The following is an 18,743-nucleotide window of genomic DNA, read 5'->3' as shown; positions in this document are numbered from 1 at the left end:
ATGCCGCCTCCAAGCCATCCGCATGTTAATACGTTTAAGGTACGGAATCCATTACACCGGGCTGCAAAAAAAACCGCCAGGCACGCGCCCAGCGGTTCTATCTCGTTTCCCTATGCTCTTTCTTAAGCGGTCACGACGTCCAAATCCACGTCGCGTTTAAACGCCTCGGTGTCGTTCTCGCCGAGGATCTTGCCGGTGATTACGCCGGCGGTAATCGAGTCGTTGACGTTCAGGGCGGTCCGGCCCATGTCGATCAACGGTTCGACGGAGATCAAGAGGCCCGCCAACGCGACCGGCAAGTTCATCGTCGACAGAACGATCAGCGATGCGAACGTCGCTCCGCCGCCAACGCCAGCAACCCCAAACGAACTGATCGTCACGACCAGGATCAGCGTCAGGATGAAATCCCAGCTCATCGGGTTGATCCCCACGGTTGGGGCGATCATGACGGCCAGCATCGCCGGATAAATCCCGGCGCAGCCGTTTTGCCCGATAGTTGCGCCAAACGATGCAGACAAGTTGGCGATCCCTTCCGGCACGCCCAGACGTTTCGTCTGCGTCTCCACATTCAATGGAATCGTCGCCGCGCTCGAACGCGAGGTGAACGCAAACACCAGCGTCGGGAACACTTTACGCACATATTGAATCGGATTGTAGCCGAAAGCGGCCAACAGGATCAGATGAATGACGAACATCACGATCAAAGCCACGTAGGAAGCACCTACGAATTTGATCAGCTTCAATATTTCTTCGGCGTTGGTCGTGGCCGCAACGTTCGTGATCAACGCCAGGATGCCGTAAGGCGTCAGGCGCAGTACGAGCGTAACGATCCGCATTACGACGCCGTATACCGCTTCAACCATTTTGCGGAACGTATCGGCCTGCTCCGGCTTCTTCTTGTCCAGCCCAAGCACCGCGACCCCGATAAACGCCGAGAAAATCACGACCGCCAAGGTCGAGGTGCTCCGCGCACCGGTCATATCCGCAAACGGATTGGTCGGAATGAAGTCCAGCACTTGCTGCGGAATCGTCTTGTCTTCCACCGTGCCGAGCCGCTCTTCCAGCGCCGTCCCGCGCGCTTGTTCCCGTTCGCCCGCTTGGATCTCGATCGCTTTGAGATCAAAGCTCAAGCTGGTCACGATGCTGACGCTGGCGGCGATCGCCGTCGTAATCAGCAGCACCGCGATAATCAAACCGCTCATTTTGCCTAAGTTTTGCTTGCCCTTCAGATTCATGATTGCCGAAATGATCGAAACCATGATCAGCGGAATCACGACCATCTGCAGCAACCCGACGTAACCGCGGCCAGCCAGATTAAACCAGTCGGTCGATTTCGCGATGACCTCCGAGCTTGCCCCGTAGGACAATTGCAGAATAATGCCGAACACCAGCCCAAGGCCCAGCCCGGTAAATACCCGCTTTGTAAAAGAAACGTGCTTCTTCTGCATCCAAATCAGAACGCCGATCAGCACCAGCATGACGGCTACATTAATGATGATACGCAAGGTATCCATAACCAGATCTCCCCCTGAACAATAATCCATAAATTCGTGTTCGCACCAAGGCGGGCAAACGCCCATAGCGAATTACAAATCGTATGATATCACAAATACGAGTAATTTGATAGGATTAATTTTAACAGAGCTTGTCATGTTCTAGAAAAAGGCCCGTCCCCCGTATAAGGCCGCAATCTGGCGGCCATACCAAAGCAGTGAATACTTACATTGCTCTTCAAGTTCCATCGTTTGCGCAGTGTTTTTTGTTGGTTTTCTACAAAATCAGCTTAGTTTATGTTAAATAGTGAAACGGAATCCGAATTCCATCCAAATAAATGCCATTATACTCACGAAATAAGAAGTAACGATGAGTTTGAACCAGATAATTCAATGAATTGCTTGGTTATCGCTTGATTTCCTTCATTTTTGTTTGTGCAAACGTTTTAACTTTACCGTTAGGTCAGGTATGATGGTGAAATAAAGGAACTTTGGGAAAGGAAGATGATCCATGCAAACACACAACCTCCCCCAGCGGACCCCGCTGCGGCGAATTGGAAGCGCTGTCCTCATCCTGCTGCTGTTGGCGGGCTGCACCGGATCGCCGGGCGGTTCCGATACGACCCCGGAGCCGCAGAATAATGCCGCAGGAACAACGGCAAATTCAAGTCCTAACAACGGAGGCGAAAAAGCCGCCACGGCCGACGCGGTGGATCCCCAGCCGTCCACGGTGTTTTATGAAGTGTTCGTCCGTTCTTTTGCCGACTCCAACGGCGATGGCATCGGCGACTTCAAAGGGTTGACCGGCAAGCTCGATTACTTAAACGACGGGAACCCCAACACGGACACCGACCTGGGGATTGGCGGCATCTGGCTGATGCCGATCAATCCTTCGCCGAGCTATCACGGCTACGATGTCACCGACTACCGGAACATCAACCCGGACTATGGTACGCTGGACGACTTCCGCACGTTTTTGGACGAAGCCCATCAACGCGGGATTAAAGTCATCATGGACCTGGTTGTCAACCATACCAGCAAAGAGCATCCCTGGTTCACCCAATCGGCCACCGACAAAAACAGTCCGTACCGGGACTGGTACGTTTGGGCCGAGGATAGCGGCCGGGCCACGTCCGGCACGAGCGCCGCAGGCAGCGGCAACCCTTGGCATAGCCTGCGCGGCGACCACTACCTCGGGATTTTCTGGGACGGGATGCCCGATCTCAACTTCGATAATCCGGAAGTAAGAAAAGAAATGACCGAGACGGGCCAGTTCTGGCTGGAACAAGGCGTCGATGGGTTCCGTTTGGACGCCGCGAAACATATCTACGAGGATCTGCAGACGGATAAGAGTCAGGGAACCACGGACAAGAACGTTGCCTGGTGGCAGGAATTCCGCAGCGGTTTAAACGAAGCCAATCCGGACGCCTACCTTGTCGGAGAGGTATGGGACCCTTCGGCGGCGCTGATCGCCTCCTATCTGGACGGGGCCCTGGATTCCGGCTTCAACTTTAGCCTGGCCGAAACGATCCTCAGCAGCGTCAAGAACGAAAAGGACGCGAACATTCCTTTCACGCTGGAACGTTCGTATAAGCTGTATGGCGAGAAATCCGGCGGCAAATTCGTCGACGCCACTTTCCTCGCCAACCATGACCAGAACCGGGTCATGACCCAGCTGGAGGGAGATTTGCCGCATGCGAAGATGGCCGCGAGCCTGCTGTTGACGCTTCCCGGCAATCCGTTTATTTATTACGGCGAGGAAATCGGGATGTTTGGCGCAAAGCCCGACGAGCTGATCCGAGAGCCGATGCGCTGGACGCAGGACGACAGCGAGGGGCAAACGACCTGGGAGACCGCGGAAAACAATGCCGGCAAGCAAGGCCTCAGCGTAAGCGAGCAAACCGGAGCGCCCGACTCCCTGTTGTCGCATTACCGTAAGCTGATTCGAATGCGTAACGCCATTCCCGCGCTCAAAGACGGCGCGATTCAGGAATATGCAACGGACCAGCCGGGGGTCACGGCTTATGTGCGTTTGACTGAAGACCAGGCCGTGCTCGTCGCTCACAATTTGACCGGCAGCCCGCTCACCGTCACATTGCACCCGGATCGAGCGGGCGGCAAAAGCTTCGCCAAGATTCTCGCAGAAACGGGCGAAGGGGCGAGCCTTATCGGAAACACGCTGACGCTGCCTGCGTACTCCACTGCGATATTGGAGTAAGTTACGCGCCACTCCGTTCGTAATGCACATATCGCATGATTTGGAGCCTCGTAACGGTGCATAACGGACGGCATCGACGATTATTCCCCTATTTCTCGCGAATTTCCTAACGTAACGGACTCCAGTGACGTTATTCGGGCCAAATCCAACCTTTAAAGCTGATCCAAGCCCGAATAGCGTCTCCTCGGTCCGTTAGGTTGTGAAAAGCCCCGTATCGGTGGATTTAACGGCATCTTGGTCCGTTAGCCGCCTACATAAAAAAAACGCTTCGGCGTCGAAGGAAAACGTAGGCTTTCCTTCCGCCGGAGCGTTATTATTTTTGCCCCACTCCCTCTCCCTGGAACGCGCTCAGCGAACGCTGGAGTTGTGCTGCCAGCTCCTCGAGCCGGGCCGACAGATCCACCAATCCGGCGCTGACCCGGTGCTGTTCTTGGGACATGGAGGCCACCTCCTCGGTGGAGGCGTTCGTTTGTTCTACGACCGAGCTCACTGTATCCACAAAATCCTGCAGGATCGATTGCGAATGCAGCAGCTCCTGAACGGAAGCGGACGAGCTCCGGATTTCCGTCACGAACCGTTCCATCTCCCCTTTGACGTTCTGGAAGATGCCGGCCGCCTCTTTGACAGCCTCCGTTTGCGCCGCAAACAGCGGAGATATTCCCGTCAGCACCTCGACCGTTTGTCCAATCGCCTCCTGGATCTCCTCGGTAATCGCCGATACGGTCTGGATCGATTCCCCCGAAGCGGCAGCGAGCTCGCGGATTTCCCCGGCGATGACCATAAACCCTTTGCCGGCCGACCCGGCGCGGGACGCTTCGATCGACGCGTTCAGCGACAAAATATTCGTTTGCTTCGTCATCTCCACCATCGGCGCAAGGATTGAGCGGATTGAGCGGGTGCTCCGGCTCAGCTTCTGCGAATTCTCCTCCAGCAGAGCGGTCATGCGCGACACCGATTCGGTCTTCTCCACCAACTGCTCCATGTACGTTTCCCCTTTTTGGCTCGCATCGATGACGCGGCCGGCCGATTCATCCATCGCCGCGTTCAGACGGGCTACCCGGCCCATTTGGTCGCCGATCCGTTCCGCCGTCTCGGTTCCCTTCTCCGCTTCCGAGGCCAGGCTTTCAGCCCCGGCCGCGATCTCCCCGGTGGCTTGCGCGATTTCGGCCGCGGTTTGCGACGTATCGCGCGAAGCCTTCGTCAGATTCTCCGCCGTAGCCAGCAATTCCACGGCCGATACGCTCGTCCGCTCGACCAGCCGGGAGATTTGCTCCAGCATTCGGTTGAAGCTGTGTCCCAGCCGTCCGATTTCGTCACGCCCCTTAAAGTGCGTGCGTACCTGCAAATTTCCGCGTTCGCCTTCCTCCATCAGCCGGCATAACTTCTCCAAAGGCCGGCCGACCATGCGCACCAGCAAATAACCGATCAGACCTGCAACCACTACGGCACCCAGAAGCACGAATAACGTCACGACCAGCAGGCGGTCGGCTGCGCTCAAGAAGTCGCTTTCCGGGGCGTACCCGACGATTCGCCAGTCGACCGTCCTCAGCGGCCGGTACACGACCAGTTGCTGTACCCCCTGCTCGTCCGCTGCCTGGAACGAGCTCTTCCCCGATTCCTCCAGCCCGGCATCCACCTTGATCACGGATTCCGTCTCCAAGAGAGTTTGATCCGCCGCATGGACAATGCGGTTATCGGCGGTAAGCACCCGCACCTCGCCGGCCTTCCCGATTTTCAGGTTGCCCAAGATCTCCCCCAGCGCCTGCGCTTTGATCTCGAACAGCAGAATGTACTCCGCCTCCGGATGGTTCATGTTCCGCAGCAATCGGGCCATCGTTATCGTAGGCTCGGTATAGGCGTTAAAGAACCCCTTCTGCAGCGCTGGGAACCATACGGGTTCGCCTCCGGCTTCCAGCACCGCCTTCACCCGGTTACCCACCGTCTCGTCCGTGCGAACCCCGCTGACCCCCGAAGATTTATACGATTTCACGTCTTCCAGGCCTTTAGAGACCAGGCGCACGCCTTGAAGACGATCGTCCGCTCCCTTCAACGCGTCGAGCTTCTTGCGGATCCGGTCTTCGGCTTGCGTTCTGGCGACCGTTCCGATCCCCGGTTGGTTGACCGCCTCCAGGTCGCTCCGCAGCGTCTGATCGACGGCTAATTGCCGGGAGGAAGCCTCATATTGGTCCAGCAGAAAGTCCAGCTTGTCCGCCGCCTGTTCCACCGCTTGGGCGGATGCCGAAGCCACCTGCTCCCGGATGATTTCCCGCGAAGCCCGGTAGGAGCTGAACCCCAGCACTGCCGACAACGCCACGACCGCCGCAAATACGATGACAAACATTTTCAAACCCACGGAATTCCAACGCCACTGACCGCGAAGCTTCTTCATACCCCGCATCCCCTTTTTCGATATGTATAGAAAAAAAGGGCATAGCCCAGCATGACTGAGGCTATACCCAGGTGTCTTAAACCCTCTTGCTGCGTTATCCTTTGCTCGCGCCTGACGTTAAGCCGTCGACAAGCAGCCGCTGCAGGAACATGAACAGGATCGTGATCGGGAGAGCGATCAGAACCGCCCCTGCGGCAAACAAGGTAAAGTTACTGTTTTGGTTACTGCTGACCATATCCCACATCCCGACGGCCAGCGTCCAATTCTCCTTCGTCCGCAGCACGAGCCGGGCAAAGATGAAGTCAACCCATGGACCGACAAACTGGGTTAACGCCATATACGTCAACATCGGCTTAGACAGCGGAAGAATAATCCGCCGGAAGATCAAGAAGTTGCTGGCCCCGTCAATCCGCGCCGCCTCATCCAGCGATCGTGGGATGGTATCTAGAAAGCCTTTGGCAATAAACGTCCCGCCAAGCGGCGCACCCGCCGCATATACGATGATGAGCGCCAAATGAGTATCAAGCAGTTGCAGCTCCCGCAGCAGCAGGTAAATGGCGATCATACTCATGAAGCCCGGGAACATGCCCAGAACGAGCAAGCCCGACAGCGCTGTTTTGCGTCCGCGGAACCGGAACCGGGAGATGGCATAACTGGTGAGCAACGTTAGCAGTACGCCCAAGAGCATCGAGAATACTGCGATTTTCAGCGTGTTCAAATACCAGGTCCCAAACAGATAAGTTTTCGATGTAAACAGTTCGATATAATGGTCAAGCGTAAATTTCTCCGGAATCAGCGTCTTACTATACAGCGATTTACCCGGCCGCAAAGAACCGAAGACGACCCAAAGCACTGGGTAGACGGCGGCAATACACAGAATGACTAGGACAATATAGCTGGCACCCAACCGAATCGCGTTTCGTATTTTCCGTCCGCTCATTGGATCATATCCTCCTCTTTAAACGACTTGGTTCTGCGGTAGTTGTAAATCGAGAACGAAGCGATAATGATGAAAATGATGATCCCGATAGCAGAGGCCATGTTGTATTTATTTTGGTTCAACGTCAGCTTATACAGCCACGTAACCAGGAGGTCGGTGGCCCCGGCGTATTGGTAATCGCCTTTGACCGGATCGCCGCCCGTCAACAGGAAGATGGCATTAAAGTTGTTGATGTTACCGGCAAATTGGGTAATCAGCGTTGGCGCCGTCGTAAACAGGATCATCGGCAGCGTGACGATTCTGAATTTTTGATACCCGGTAGCTCCATCCACTTCGGCCGCCTCGTACAGGTCCTTCGGAATCGTGGTCAGCACGCCCAGGATCAGCAGCATGGAGACCGGAATCCCCACCCACATATTAACGATAATCACCGTTACTTTGGCCCAGAACGGGTCGGTCAGCCAAGGCAGTCCGCCCAGCCCGAAGTATCCAAGATACTGGTTAATCGGACCAAACTGGCCGTTAAACATATTTTTCATCACAAGCAGCGAGATCAGCTGCGGAATGGCGTAAGGAAGAATTAAGATCGTTCTCCACAGCCCTTTAAAGCGAATGCCCTTCTGATTGATCAGCAAAGCTACGAGTAGACCACCGAAGTAGGTTGTTACCGTCGACAAAATCGCCCAGATAATCGTCCAGGTCAATACGCCGTAAAAGGTATGGCTCCAGGTCTTGAGCGCCACCAGATTCTTAAACGTTCCGAATCCAACCCAATCGACCAGCATGGCCGGCGGGATATGTTTAGGCGCTGAATAGTTGGTAAACGCAAGCAAGATCATGAAAATGATCGGCATGACGGTAAAAAATAAAATCCCGAGAGCGGGAATACTCAAAAATGCAACAGCGAATTTGTAGTCCAATACATAACGTACAGATTGTTTAAAGTTATTTGGTTTCTTGCCGTTGTCCCGTTCCTGCCCGATTTTGCGGGCGTCGCGGACGTTCATGACATACACAAGGATAAAAACCGCCACAAACAGCAGCGTAATCAAACTTTGGATCATGATGAAGATCGAGTGATCCCAGTTGCCGTTCATATTGGCACCGGTTCTAGGCGTCTCCCCGAGCGTGATGATCCCCCAAACCGCATATCCTAAGTTCCGAATGAAATAAATGACGCTAAAAGCTTCAAATAGGACGAACAACAACCCTTTGATATATTGTCGATTGTAGAGTTGTCCCAGGCCCATGCACAATATCGACAATAGCGTCGCCCGATCCCGATGTTGGTGTCGGTCCATTTCCCTTCCTTCTCCTCTCCCTTGGGAAATTAAGGTTGACCCGCCGCTAGAAGCGGCGGGCTCAACCTTTCCTCACTGGGTGAAAGTAAGTTCTGACTTACTCAGCTGCCCCGCTGTTCAATTCCTTAATTTGCTTGACTGCACTTTCCATAGCTTGTTTCGGATCCGCGTTATTATTCCAGATTTCCGGGAACGCTGCGTTTACAGGAGCCCAAACGTTGGACATTTCCGGAATAGAAGGCATCGGTTGCGAGTTTTTCGCTTGTTCAGCAAAGGCCGATACGTACGGATCGTTTTTGATTTGATCGGCTTCCAGCGCTTCAAGGTTCGTCGGAACCGCGCCGACCTTTTCGTTCAGCAAGAGCTGAGCATCTTTCGAAGAAGCAAAGTGCGCGAACAATTTCGCTGCGTTTGGATATTTCGTAAAGGAGTTAACCACCCACACTTTAATCCCGGAGAATGTGATCGCCGTTTTACCATTGACCGTCGGATACGGAGCCAGACCCAGGTTGTCGCCGAGAGCGGCTTTATATCCTGCCAATTCCCAAGGACCGTTGATGTCCATCGCAACGTCGCCTTCGTTAAACAAGCTGCGTTTGATGTCCGGGTTGATGTCGCCGCTGTTGATCGGCAAAGCGGCTTTAATGCTTTGGAATACTTTCAGGCCTTCAATTGCTCCATCGTTAGCCAACCCGATATCTTCTGGGTTCGTGCCGTTATCGCCGAACAGGTAACCGCCTGTGCTGGCAATGAACGGATAGTTGAAGTACATGTTGCCGACTTCCCACATGATGCCGTATTTGTTTTTGGATTTGTCGGTAAACGTTTTGCTGAATTCCAGCACGTCTTTAAAGTCCTTCGGCGCTTCCGGAAGGATCGATTTATTGTAATACAGAGCCATCGTTTCGGCTGCTCTCGGATAGCCGTACAGCACGCCGTCATAGGTCGCGCCTTGGATGGAGGCTTCCGTATTGTTTTTCGTCGTTTCTTCGGCAAACGCGTCGTTCGGCAAAATCAAGCCGGATGTTGCCGCGTTACCCAAATGATCGTGAGGGACGATCAATACGTCGGCAGCCAGACCGGAAGGACCGTCTTGCGTCAATTTACCGATTTGATCGGTTGGAGCCACTTCTTCGATTTTTACATTAACGCCGTATTTCTCCGTAAATTGTTTGGCGATTTCTTCCGTAAACACTTTCTCTTCTTTACTTTCCCAAACGACCAGCTCGGCGCCGTCTTCCGGAACGATCGAATCCACCGAAGCGTTTTCGCCAGTTCCCGTATTCCCTGTGTTTTCGGTTTGGTTGGCCGGAGCGTTTGCGCTGCCGTTGTTGCCGCCGTTATTGTTCGATCCGCAAGCCGTGATCGAGACAACCAAGGACAATGCTGCAATCAAGGTCAATGCCTTTTTGAACTTCATTACAATAACCCCTCCTAAATATTATATAGACGATGTTGCGCAAACGTTTTCAGAAAATACCTGAAACTATTTCGGCGTTGTGACTTCTTCCTGCGATAGTTTAGTATTTCCTGCCCGAAAGCGCTTTATCCATGTAACACATCATACATCATGACATGGAACTTGTAAAAACGTTTGCACAGAGCTTAAATAGGGGTAAATCAATTCATTTCTCTTTTTTTCTTCTGTTTACTCCAAATTTCGCATTTTTTATAGTTTCACGAGTTTGCCAAACGATCGCATCCGTGGCATGCTTGTGCGTTTTTTCTCTATGTATCAAGCGATGTTTAGGACTGCATGTCCATGTTTTCCCGTCTTTTTCATCCGAAACCCTTCCCTTTTTCCTCCCGTCTTGTGCAATGGTTTGAACAGTGTTATAATCCGGATCAATGAGAGCAATACTAGCTTTGCCGCTCGGTTCAATAATTTGAAGGCGCTGTTATCGAAAGGTACATCCTCGGCCCGTTCATCGGCTTGGATGTGCTTTTTTTGCTTATGAAGCCTGTCGATGATTCGGGAGCCTGGCGGACAAAGCCGTCCACTTAACTATTTCAGGAGGGATTATCTATGTTACTCGAAGCGGTGTATCACCGTCCCAAACTCAACTGGACTTATGCCTACGACAACAAAACGCTCCATCTGCGCCTGCGCGCCAAGAAAAATGATCTTACCGAGGTCTACGCTTTTGTTGGGGACAAATACATGTGGGATCAGAGCAAAGAGCTGATTCCGATGACCTTGATGATCAGCGATGAGATGTTCGATTATTGGGAATGTGCCTACCAACCGCCGCTGCGCCGGACGAGATACGGTTTTCTGCTGAAATCCGGCGACGAGCAAATCTGGATGACGGAAAGCGAATTTACAAAAGAACGTCCGGCCGGTCCGGAACGGCTGTTCGAATTCCCGTTCATTAATCCGATCGACGTGTTTACACCGCCGGCTTGGGTGAAGGACGCCATCTTCTATCAAATCTTCCCGGAGCGCTTCGCCAATGGCGACCCGAGTAACGATCCAAAAGGCGTATTGCCTTGGGGCGGCAAGCCGGAACGCGATAACTTCTTCGGCGGGGATCTGCAAGGCGTCATCGATCACCTCGACCATCTGAGCGAACTTGGGGTGACGGGCATCTATTTCACCCCGTTGTTTGAAGCGACGACCAACCATAAATACGATACGGCCGATTATATGAAGATCGATCCGCATTTCGGCGACATCGCCACCATCAAAAAGCTGGTTCAAGCCTGCCACGAGCGCGGCATCCGGGTATTGTTCGACGCCGTATTCAACCACTCCGGCAAGACGTTTGCTCCTTTCGTCGACGTGATGGAAAAAGGCGACAAGTCCCGCTACAAGGATTGGTTCTACGTGCGTGAATACCCGCTGCAGGTGAAGGACGGCGTGCCGACGTACGACACGTTTGCATTCGAACCGCTGATGCCCAAATTGAATACCGAAAATCCGGAAGTCAAAGAATACTTGCTGAAGGTCGCCGAGTTTTGGATTAAGGAAGTCGGAATCGACGGCTGGCGGCTGGACGTCGCTAACGAAGTGGACCATGCTTTCTGGCGCGATTTCCGCAAAACGGTGAAAGCCGCCAACCCGGACGCCTACATCTTGGGCGAAATTTGGCACGAGTCGTCCGGCTGGCTGCAAGGGGATCAATTCGACGCCGTCATGAACTACCCGTTCACCGAAGCGGTGCTTGATTTCGTCGTGCGCGGCACGTTGGATTCCGAAGGTTTCGCCAATGCGATCGGCAAGCAGCTGTCCCGGTATCCGCTCCAGGCGAGCGAAGTGGCCTTTAATTTGCTGGATAGCCACGACACGCCTCGCCTGCTGACGTTATGCGAAGGCAACAAAGCCCAAATGAAGCTGGCGGCCCTGTTCCAGTTTACATACAGCGGAACGCCTTGCATCTATTATGGTGACGAAGTGGGCCTCGACGGCGGTCAAGATCCGGATTGCCGCAAGTGTATGGAATGGGATGTGAAACGCCAGGATCGCGACTTGTTCGCGTTCTATCAGAAACTGATCGCGGTTCGCAAGCAGCTGGCTCCGCTGCGTACCGGAAGCTTGAAGTTCCTACTCGCGGAGAAGGAAGGCTCGAAGCTGGCTTATGAACGCGTACTGAACGGAGAAAAGGTGCTTGTCCTGCTGAACAATTACGATGCCGGACAGACCCTCGAGGTTCCTGCGGCCGGGCAGGCTTGGCGCGACGCCTTCAGCGGTCAAACCTACAATACATCGGGCGGCAAGCTCGCCGTTAAGCTTCCGGCTTACGGTTATGCCGTGTTGACCATGAATAACTAACCGATACGAACGCATATATAAGCTACCGAAAAAGTGCAGGGGTGACCCCTGCACTTTTTCTTTTTCCCCATGTGCCCGTTAATGTAATAATAGCGAACATCAGTTATTGTCGAAATTTGCATTTACGTCATATTAGTTTACATTTTTCAACACATCCTATTGTCCCTTCTGAATTAACGTGCTATATTCCGAATAAATATTTGCGATATATCGCTAAAACATCATGAGTACAGGGGGTAACTAACATTGAGTGTTATTTTAGTTCACGGGAGTGTTGAGACGAAAACGGATCCCCCTTACATGCTTGGCCTTGAAGCTGCAGCATTAACCGCATACCAGGAGCTGGCCCGCGGACATGACCGATTAACCGCTGCGGAGAAAGCTGTTAATGAACTGGAGAACAACCCGCTTTACAATGCAGGGCTCGGCTCCGTCCTGAACCGCGACGGTTATGTCGAGGTCGACGGCGCCATCATGGACGGCGTAACTGGAAAATTCGCTGCTGTGGCGGCAATGCAGGAGGTTAGGCATGCCGTCTCCGTTGCCCGTAAAGTGATGGAGGAAAGCCGGCATGTCGTGTTAGCCGGAACAGGAGCCACCTTATTTGCCAGGGAACACGGCTTCTCTGCAGATAATTGCATCACCGCGGTGCAGCTTGCCTCCTGGGAAACGGCAATCCATCTAAAGCGCAGCGGCAAAGAAGTCGAATTCAGCGCCTTCACCGGGCTGATCAAGGAATCCGATACGGTCGGCTGCGTCCTTCTTGACGATCATGGAGGGCTGGCCGCAGCCTCCTCGACGGGCGGCTCCTTCCTGAAGCTCCCCGGTCGAGTCGGAGACACTCCATACATCGGCGGGGGCATTTTCGCCTCAAGTTATTGTGCAGTGGTATGCACCGGACGCGGCGAGGCATTTATTTCAACCTTAACTGCGAAATTTGTCGAGGAAGAAATCAAATCAGGCTCACATCCCCAAGAGGCGGCAACAAAAGCGATCCATAGACTCCACCGGCTCACCGGCGAATTCGGCGGGATCCTGGTCGTCGACAGTTCTGGGCGGGCAGCAGCGGTGCACAATTGCGTCAGCTTTCCTGTCGCCATGATTCGCAACGGTATTCTCGAGCAGGTACCTTTAGTACAACTGCCAAGCCATAACACCGATACGTTCGAGACATCCGATGTGACCTGATCCCAATTTCCAAGGAGAGATGCCCGTGAGCAAAGTGGAGAAAGCCTCACTGACCGATCAGGTATACCGGCGGTTAAAAGACATGATTGTCTATGGGGAACTACAGGCGGGAGAAACGATACACGCCGGAGATTTAGCCGAGCAATTCCAAACCAGCAAAACACCGATTCGCGATGCAATCAACATCCTGAATCATGAAGGACTAGTCGAAATCATCCCCTTCAAGGGATGCCTCGTAAGCCAGGTCAATTTAAAGGATCTGGACGAGTTGATCTCGCTTAGGCTGATTCTGGAAGGCGGCGCGGCGGAACTGGCCGCTTCCTACGCCTCACGCCAAGCGATCGACAAGATGGAACAACTTGTCGGAGCTGACATCCCTCCGCAGTCCGGAATCAGCGAGGTCGATTATATGCGACTGAACTTCGATTTTCACGCCGCCGTGGCCGAAGCGAGCAATAATGGCAGGCTCAAAAAGCTGATCATCAACAATCTAGATAACATGCAGCGCGTGCTCTACTTGGATATGAAAATCGGCAGCACGAACACAATGAATGACGAACATCGCGAGATCGTCGAGATGATCAAGAACAAAGATCCGCAAGCGGCGAGAAAGCGAATGATCGAACACATACTGGGTACACGAAACCGCATTTTCTCGTCCCAGCACACTTAATGCTTCTATTTCGATATTGGAGGTGTGCGTCATGATATTGGAAGCGACTGGCCTGACCAAAAAATACAAAGGCTTAACCGCCGTCGATTCTTATCGTATCCAAATAAAGCCCGGACAGATTCATGGATTGATTGGCCCGAACGGTGCCGGGAAAACGACGGTATTCAACATGTTAACTTCTCTCGTCCAGCCAACCGAGGGAAAGGTCTTTTTCCAGGGTAACGATATCTCCGGCAAAAGACCGGACGAAATCGCCGCGCTTGGCCTGGCGCGAACGTTTCAAAACATTCGCCTGTTCAAAGGATTGACCGTCTTGGAAAACGTGATGGTCGCGGCTCAAATCCATAAGAGATCGGGGTTGTGGGCTACCCTGCTTCGCTTTCCCAGCTTTGCCTTGGAAGAGAAGAACATTCGCTCGGAGGCGGAAAATTTACTGGAGTCGGTCGGACTAGAAGACGTCCGCGACGTCAAGGCAGGAAGCCTTCCGTACGGTTCCCAACGCAAGCTGGAAATAGCCCGGGCTCTCGCCCTGCGCCCTTCTCTCCTGCTCTTGGACGAACCCGCCGCCGGGATGAACCACAGCGAATCGGCAGAGTTGACATCCTTAATTCGGGATATTCGCGACCGCTATGATTTAAGCATTTTGCTCATCGAGCACGATATCCCGTTCGTCATGAACCTTTGCGATCATCTCCAGGTACTGAGTTATGGCAAACTGATCGCCGAAGGCGACCCACAAACCGTTCGCTCCCATCCCGAAGTGATCGAAGCTTATTTAGGGAGGTCGGCCGAACATGCTTAAAGTGAGCGGCATTAACGTTTATTACGATCAGATCCATGCGTTGAAGGATGTTTCTCTGGAGGTGCGGCAAGGCGAGCTTGTTGCCCTGCTCGGAGCGAACGGTGCCGGCAAGACGACGACCCTGCGGTCCTTATCGGGGTTGCTGAAGCCTAAGTCGGGCAGCATCGAGTATAGGGGGAAGGAAATCTCCTCCATACCGGCCCATAAGATCGTTTCTATGGGAATGGCCCATTCCCCCGAGGGCAGGCAGGTTTTCTCCCAATTGACCGTATTGGAGAATTTACGGATGGGCGCTTATACGCGTCCCAAGTCCGATGACCTCTCGGCGGATATCGAATGGATCTACAGCCTTTTCCCCGTCCTCAAACAACGGGAGAAGCTGCCCGCGGGAGCTCTTAGCGGCGGAGAGCAGCAAATGTTGGCCATGGGCCGGGCGCTCATGAGCAAGCCCAGTCTGTTATTGCTCGACGAGCCCTCACTGGGACTGGCTCCAATCATGGTCGAGAAAATTTTCGAAGTCATCCAATTATTGAAAAAGAGCGATATCACCATACTGCTCGTTGAACAAAACGCCTATGAATCGCTGCTGATCGCCGACCGGGCCTACGTGCTCGAAACCGGCAGCATCAAGCTTGAAGGGCCTGCCGAAGAGCTGCTGCACAATTCGGAAATTCAAAAGGCTTATCTGGGGGGTTAAACCGATGGTCTATTCTGCGGATTACATTATACAACAATTGGTGAACGGCCTTGGACTAGGCAGCGTCTACGCCTTGATCGCCATCGGCTATACGCTGGTCTACGGGATTCTTCGGCTGATCAATTTCGCACATGGCGACTTGCTGATGATCGGCTCGTATGCGGCCATGGCCTTCACGTTGAACCTACTTCTCCCCTTCCCGGTGGCGATCCTCCTCTCCATTGCGGTGACGGTCATGATCGGCCTGGTCGTGGAGCGAGCGGCGTACAGGCCGCTGCGAAGCAAGCCGGAAGAAACGACGTTGGTCACTTCCTTTGCCGTTTCCATCCTGATTCAGAATCTTGCGACCATGATCCTGTCTCCACAGCCGCGGTCTTTCCAGGTCCCGGCTTACCTTTCCAAGATGGTAGAACTGGGCGGCATCGATTTTTCCGTCATGAATATCGCCATCATCGGTTTATCGGCCCTGCTGCTGATCGCCCTCACCATGTTTATCAAAAAGACGAAGCTCGGCATCGCCATGCGGGCTACCGCGGAAAATATGAACGCTTCGGTGCTGATGGGCGTCAACATCAACTCCATCGTCCGTACGGCTTTCATTATTGGAGCCGCGCTCGCGGCCGTCGCCGGCGTCATGAACGCGGGACGTTACGGACGCATCGAGCCCATGATGGGCTTTGTGCCCGGACTCAAAGCCTTTGTCGCAGCCGTCATCGGCGGCATCGGCAGTCTGCCCGGCGCGGCGATCGGGGGGCTCATCCTCGGCTTCGGAGAAATATTGTTCGTCGGGTTTTTGCCGCCGGAGCTGTCGGCCTACAAGGACGCCTTCGTCTTCTTGGCCCTGATCGTCGTGCTGTTAATCAAGCCGACCGGGATATTCGGCAAGGCCGAGGATAGGAGGGTCTAACCATGAACAAACCGCTTGGGCTTGAAGCAACCCGTCACACCCGACTGCCCGGCATGAGGGGGCCCCTCTTCGCCGTTAGTGTCGGACTCCTGATTCTTCTGCTCATCATCGCCAATTTCACGCTGAACGATTACTATTTACGGCTGATTAATTTGGTAGGCATCAATATCATTCTGGTCGTCAGTCTTAATTTGACGAACGGGTACACAGGCATCTTCTCTTTGGGACATGCCGGATTTATGGCCGTGGGCGCCTATACGACGGCGCTGCTGACCTACCCCCTGGCACGCAAGCCGCTTTTGTTCCCGCAAATGCCGGGGTGGCTGCAGCAAACCGAGCTGCCTTTCTTCATCTCCATGCTGATCGGCGGATTGATTGCCGTGATTTGTTCGTTTGTGATCGGATTTTCCGTTTTGAAGCTGCGCGGCCATTACCTGGCCGTATCCACCATGGGTTTCATGGTCATTATCAACGTGCTGGCCTCCAACTTGACGGATATTACCCGGGGGAAAAGCGGCATTTCCGGCCTCCCCAAAATGTCGAATATTTGGTGGGTCTACGCCCTCGTCGCAATAACGATTTACTTCGTATGGCGATTGCTTCACTCCTCCTATGGCCGCGCTATGCTGGCCATCCGGGAAGACGATTTGGCCGCGGAAGCGATGGGCGTCAAGGTGGTGCGGCATAAAATGCTCGCCTTTGCCGCGGGTGCCTTCTTCGCCGCCATCGGCGGCAGTTTGTATGGCCATCTGATTACAAGCATCAACCCAAGCATGTTCTCCTACTCCATGACCTTCAATTTGGTGCTCATGCTTGTCATCGGCGGCTCCGGGACCCTTCCTGGAGCGGTTCTCGGCGCTATCCTGGTTACGTTGATCCCTGAGCTTCTGCTGAACAAACTGGAGCGAGGCATCGAGCTATTCGGCTTTCAGCTTCCGCAAATGTACGGCATCAGCCAGGTGCTCATGTCCGCAGCGCTCATTATCACGATAATCCTCAGACCGAAAGGTCTTTTAGGAAAATAAACCGTCCATTCATGCGGGGGTGAATCCCATGTAAGGCTCATATAGAAACAAACGTTGGAAGTCGGCTATGTCCTCTTAAAAACCACAGATGGGAGAGAAAATCGCTTATGAAAAAAATGATCGCACTTTTAACGGTTATCATGCTTCTTTTATCCGCTTGCGGCAACGGGGGGAATAGTGCATCCTCCAATGGAGACAAAGGCAACGCGGCACCCGCAGCAGGAGAGGAAAGCAATGCTGCGAGCAGCGGGGGCGAAATCAAGATCGGCGCTTTGTTTAATGTGACCGGCGGACAAGCCTCCCTCGACGGCCCGTCGCTGGCCGGGTTCCAACTGGCTGCGGAGGAAATTAACGCGAATGGCGGCATTAATGGCAAACAAGTCAAGGTTGTCTCGATCGATGCCAAAACAGAAACTCTCTCGGCAGCCAACGGCATGCAGGAATTGATCGACGTACAGAAGGTACCGGTCGTCGCCGGATTCAGCGATACGACTTACGTTCTGGCCGCAGGGCCCATTGCCCAAGAGGCCGGTATTCCTTTCATTACGTCGGGCGCGACTTCCCCGTTGATTCCGGATCAAGTCGGCGACTTTATGTACATGGCCGCATTTGGCGATGACGCTCAATCTTATGCGATTTCGGATTACTCGATGGACAAGCTGGGCGCCAAGACGGTTTGGGTGTTGACCGACACGTCCTCCGACTTTACCGTCAACGTTTCGACCTTCTTTAAAGACCGCTTTACCTCCAAAGGCGGCGAAGTCGTTCTGGAAGACAAATACGACGGTGCGGCGGACACCGACTTCTCCGCACAAATTACACGGTTGAAGAGTCTACCCGTGCTGCCTGACGTTCTGATGGTATCCGCCCTTCCTGATAAAGCGGGGATCGTCGTCAAGCAAATCCGCGAAATGGGCATCGACACTCCGATCGTCAGCGCCGACGGCTTCGATACCCCGGCATTGGTCGAAATGGGCGGTACACCGCAAACGAATAACGTCTTCTTCGCCACCCACGTCGCGCTGGAAAACAGCGATGAACAGGTACAAAGCTTCGTGAAGGCTTATACCGACAAAACCGGGAACGCACCGGAAAATGGCTTTGCAGCACTCGGCTACGACACCATGTATCTGATCGCAGACGCAATCACGCGAGCTGGCAGCGAGGATCCTAAAGCGATTCGCGACGCTCTGAACGAAACCTCCGGATTTAAGGGTGTCACGGGAGAGATCGGTTACGGCTCCGGACGCGTTCCTGATAAGAGCGTGACCATTATTGAAGTCAAGGAAGGAAAATTCGAATTCCGCGAAAATATTACTCCGGAAAAATAAGAAAGAG

The 18,743-nt window shown here is 53.5% G+C and carries 14 protein-coding genes; 9 read left to right on the top strand and 5 right to left on the bottom strand.

The annotated features are described in order from the left end of the window. Positions 1-122 precede the first annotated feature (122 nt). Positions 123-1,514: an L-cystine transporter gene (locus tag MJ257_RS09220; protein WP_240268975.1), complete on the bottom strand. Its 1,392-nt coding sequence runs from the start codon at positions 1,512-1,514 to the stop codon at positions 123-125. A 490-nt stretch (positions 1,515-2,004) separates the two neighbouring features. On the opposite strand from MJ257_RS09220, the gene MJ257_RS09215 reads away from it, so the two are divergent. Continuing rightward, entirely contained in the window at positions 2,005-3,711 is a 1,707-nt protein-coding gene (locus MJ257_RS09215) for an alpha-amylase family glycosyl hydrolase (protein WP_240268974.1), read from the top strand. A gap of 313 nt (positions 3,712-4,024) precedes the next feature. Here the strand turns inward: MJ257_RS09215 and MJ257_RS09210 are convergent, their stop codons facing one another. The 4 genes from MJ257_RS09210 to MJ257_RS09195 form a co-directional block, all read right to left on the bottom strand. Then, on the bottom strand, positions 4,025-6,100 hold the full coding sequence (locus MJ257_RS09210; RefSeq protein WP_240268973.1) for a methyl-accepting chemotaxis protein: 2,076 nt from the start codon (positions 6,098-6,100) through the stop codon (positions 4,025-4,027). A gap of 94 nt (positions 6,101-6,194) precedes the next feature. Next, positions 6,195-7,040, bottom strand: coding sequence for a sugar ABC transporter permease (locus MJ257_RS09205; protein ID WP_059042250.1), 846 nt, complete (start codon positions 7,038-7,040; stop codon positions 6,195-6,197). Beyond that, complete coding sequence (locus tag MJ257_RS09200; RefSeq protein ID WP_059042248.1) at positions 7,037-8,341, bottom strand: carbohydrate ABC transporter permease; 1,305 nt, start codon at positions 8,339-8,341, stop codon at positions 7,037-7,039. Before MJ257_RS09200 ends, MJ257_RS09205 begins: the two co-directional genes overlap by 4 nt. A 97-nt stretch (positions 8,342-8,438) precedes the next feature. After that, positions 8,439-9,761 (bottom strand): sugar ABC transporter substrate-binding protein, encoded by a 1,323-nt coding sequence (locus tag MJ257_RS09195; RefSeq protein WP_240268972.1) that lies wholly within the window; start codon positions 9,759-9,761, stop codon positions 8,439-8,441. A gap of 606 nt (positions 9,762-10,367) precedes the next feature. On the opposite strand from MJ257_RS09195, the gene MJ257_RS09190 reads away from it, so the two are divergent. The 8 genes from MJ257_RS09190 to MJ257_RS09155 all read left to right on the top strand — a co-directional run bounded on the left by MJ257_RS09190 (position 10,368) and on the right by MJ257_RS09155 (position 18,736). Beyond that, a complete protein-coding gene (locus MJ257_RS09190; RefSeq protein ID WP_240268971.1) occupies positions 10,368-12,113 on the top strand; it encodes an alpha-glycosidase in 1,746 nt (581 codons plus the stop codon). A gap of 246 nt (positions 12,114-12,359) precedes the next feature. Then, complete coding sequence (locus tag MJ257_RS09185; RefSeq protein WP_240268970.1) at positions 12,360-13,301, top strand: isoaspartyl peptidase/L-asparaginase family protein; 942 nt, start codon at positions 12,360-12,362, stop codon at positions 13,299-13,301. Positions 13,302-13,326: 25 nt separating this feature from the next. Continuing rightward, complete coding sequence (locus MJ257_RS09180) at positions 13,327-13,974, top strand: GntR family transcriptional regulator (RefSeq protein WP_240268969.1); 648 nt, start codon at positions 13,327-13,329, stop codon at positions 13,972-13,974. A 31-nt stretch (positions 13,975-14,005) separates the two neighbouring features. Continuing rightward, complete coding sequence (locus tag MJ257_RS09175) at positions 14,006-14,776, top strand: ABC transporter ATP-binding protein (RefSeq protein ID WP_240268968.1); 771 nt, start codon at positions 14,006-14,008, stop codon at positions 14,774-14,776. Then, positions 14,769-15,473 carry an ABC transporter ATP-binding protein gene (locus tag MJ257_RS09170; RefSeq protein WP_240268967.1) on the top strand — a complete coding sequence of 235 codons (705 nt, stop codon included), beginning with the start codon at positions 14,769-14,771 and terminating at the stop codon, positions 15,471-15,473. The genes MJ257_RS09175 and MJ257_RS09170 overlap by 8 nt, the downstream gene beginning before the upstream one ends. Before the next feature lie 4 nt (positions 15,474-15,477). Continuing rightward, positions 15,478-16,380, top strand: coding sequence for a branched-chain amino acid ABC transporter permease (locus MJ257_RS09165; protein WP_240268966.1), 903 nt, complete (start codon positions 15,478-15,480; stop codon positions 16,378-16,380). Between the two features lie 2 nt (positions 16,381-16,382). Continuing rightward, entirely contained in the window at positions 16,383-17,405 is a 1,023-nt protein-coding gene (locus tag MJ257_RS09160; RefSeq protein ID WP_240268965.1) for a branched-chain amino acid ABC transporter permease, read from the top strand. Between the two features lie 140 nt (positions 17,406-17,545). Beyond that, positions 17,546-18,736, top strand: a complete 1,191-nt coding sequence (locus MJ257_RS09155) for an ABC transporter substrate-binding protein (RefSeq protein ID WP_240268964.1) — start codon at positions 17,546-17,548, stop codon at positions 18,734-18,736. Positions 18,737-18,743: the final 7 nt, after the last annotated feature.

Origin of the sequence: Paenibacillus timonensis, from assembly GCF_022427145.1 — a bacterium.
Lineage (GTDB): Bacteria > Bacillota > Bacilli > Paenibacillales > Paenibacillaceae > Fontibacillus > Fontibacillus timonensis.
This window is presented reverse-complemented; position numbering and strand designations above follow the sequence as displayed.

Coding starts and splice junctions, on each gene's coding strand:
- MJ257_RS09220 (WP_240268975.1), bottom strand. CDS start 1,514: ATGGATACCTTGCGTATCATCATTAATGTAGCCGTCATGCTGGTGCTG.
- MJ257_RS09215 (WP_240268974.1), top strand. CDS start 2,005: ATGCAAACACACAACCTCCCCCAGCGGACCCCGCTGCGGCGAATTGGA.
- MJ257_RS09210 (WP_240268973.1), bottom strand. CDS start 6,100: ATGAAGAAGCTTCGCGGTCAGTGGCGTTGGAATTCCGTGGGTTTGAAA.
- MJ257_RS09205 (WP_059042250.1), bottom strand. CDS start 7,040: ATGAGCGGACGGAAAATACGAAACGCGATTCGGTTGGGTGCCAGCTAT.
- MJ257_RS09200 (WP_059042248.1), bottom strand. CDS start 8,341: ATGGACCGACACCAACATCGGGATCGGGCGACGCTATTGTCGATATTG.
- MJ257_RS09195 (WP_240268972.1), bottom strand. CDS start 9,761: ATGAAGTTCAAAAAGGCATTGACCTTGATTGCAGCATTGTCCTTGGTT.
- MJ257_RS09190 (WP_240268971.1), top strand. CDS start 10,368: ATGTTACTCGAAGCGGTGTATCACCGTCCCAAACTCAACTGGACTTAT.
- MJ257_RS09175 (WP_240268968.1), top strand. CDS start 14,006: ATGATATTGGAAGCGACTGGCCTGACCAAAAAATACAAAGGCTTAACC.
- MJ257_RS09170 (WP_240268967.1), top strand. CDS start 14,769: ATGCTTAAAGTGAGCGGCATTAACGTTTATTACGATCAGATCCATGCG.
- MJ257_RS09165 (WP_240268966.1), top strand. CDS start 15,478: ATGGTCTATTCTGCGGATTACATTATACAACAATTGGTGAACGGCCTT.
- MJ257_RS09160 (WP_240268965.1), top strand. CDS start 16,383: ATGAACAAACCGCTTGGGCTTGAAGCAACCCGTCACACCCGACTGCCC.
- MJ257_RS09155 (WP_240268964.1), top strand. CDS start 17,546: ATGCTTCTTTTATCCGCTTGCGGCAACGGGGGGAATAGTGCATCCTCC.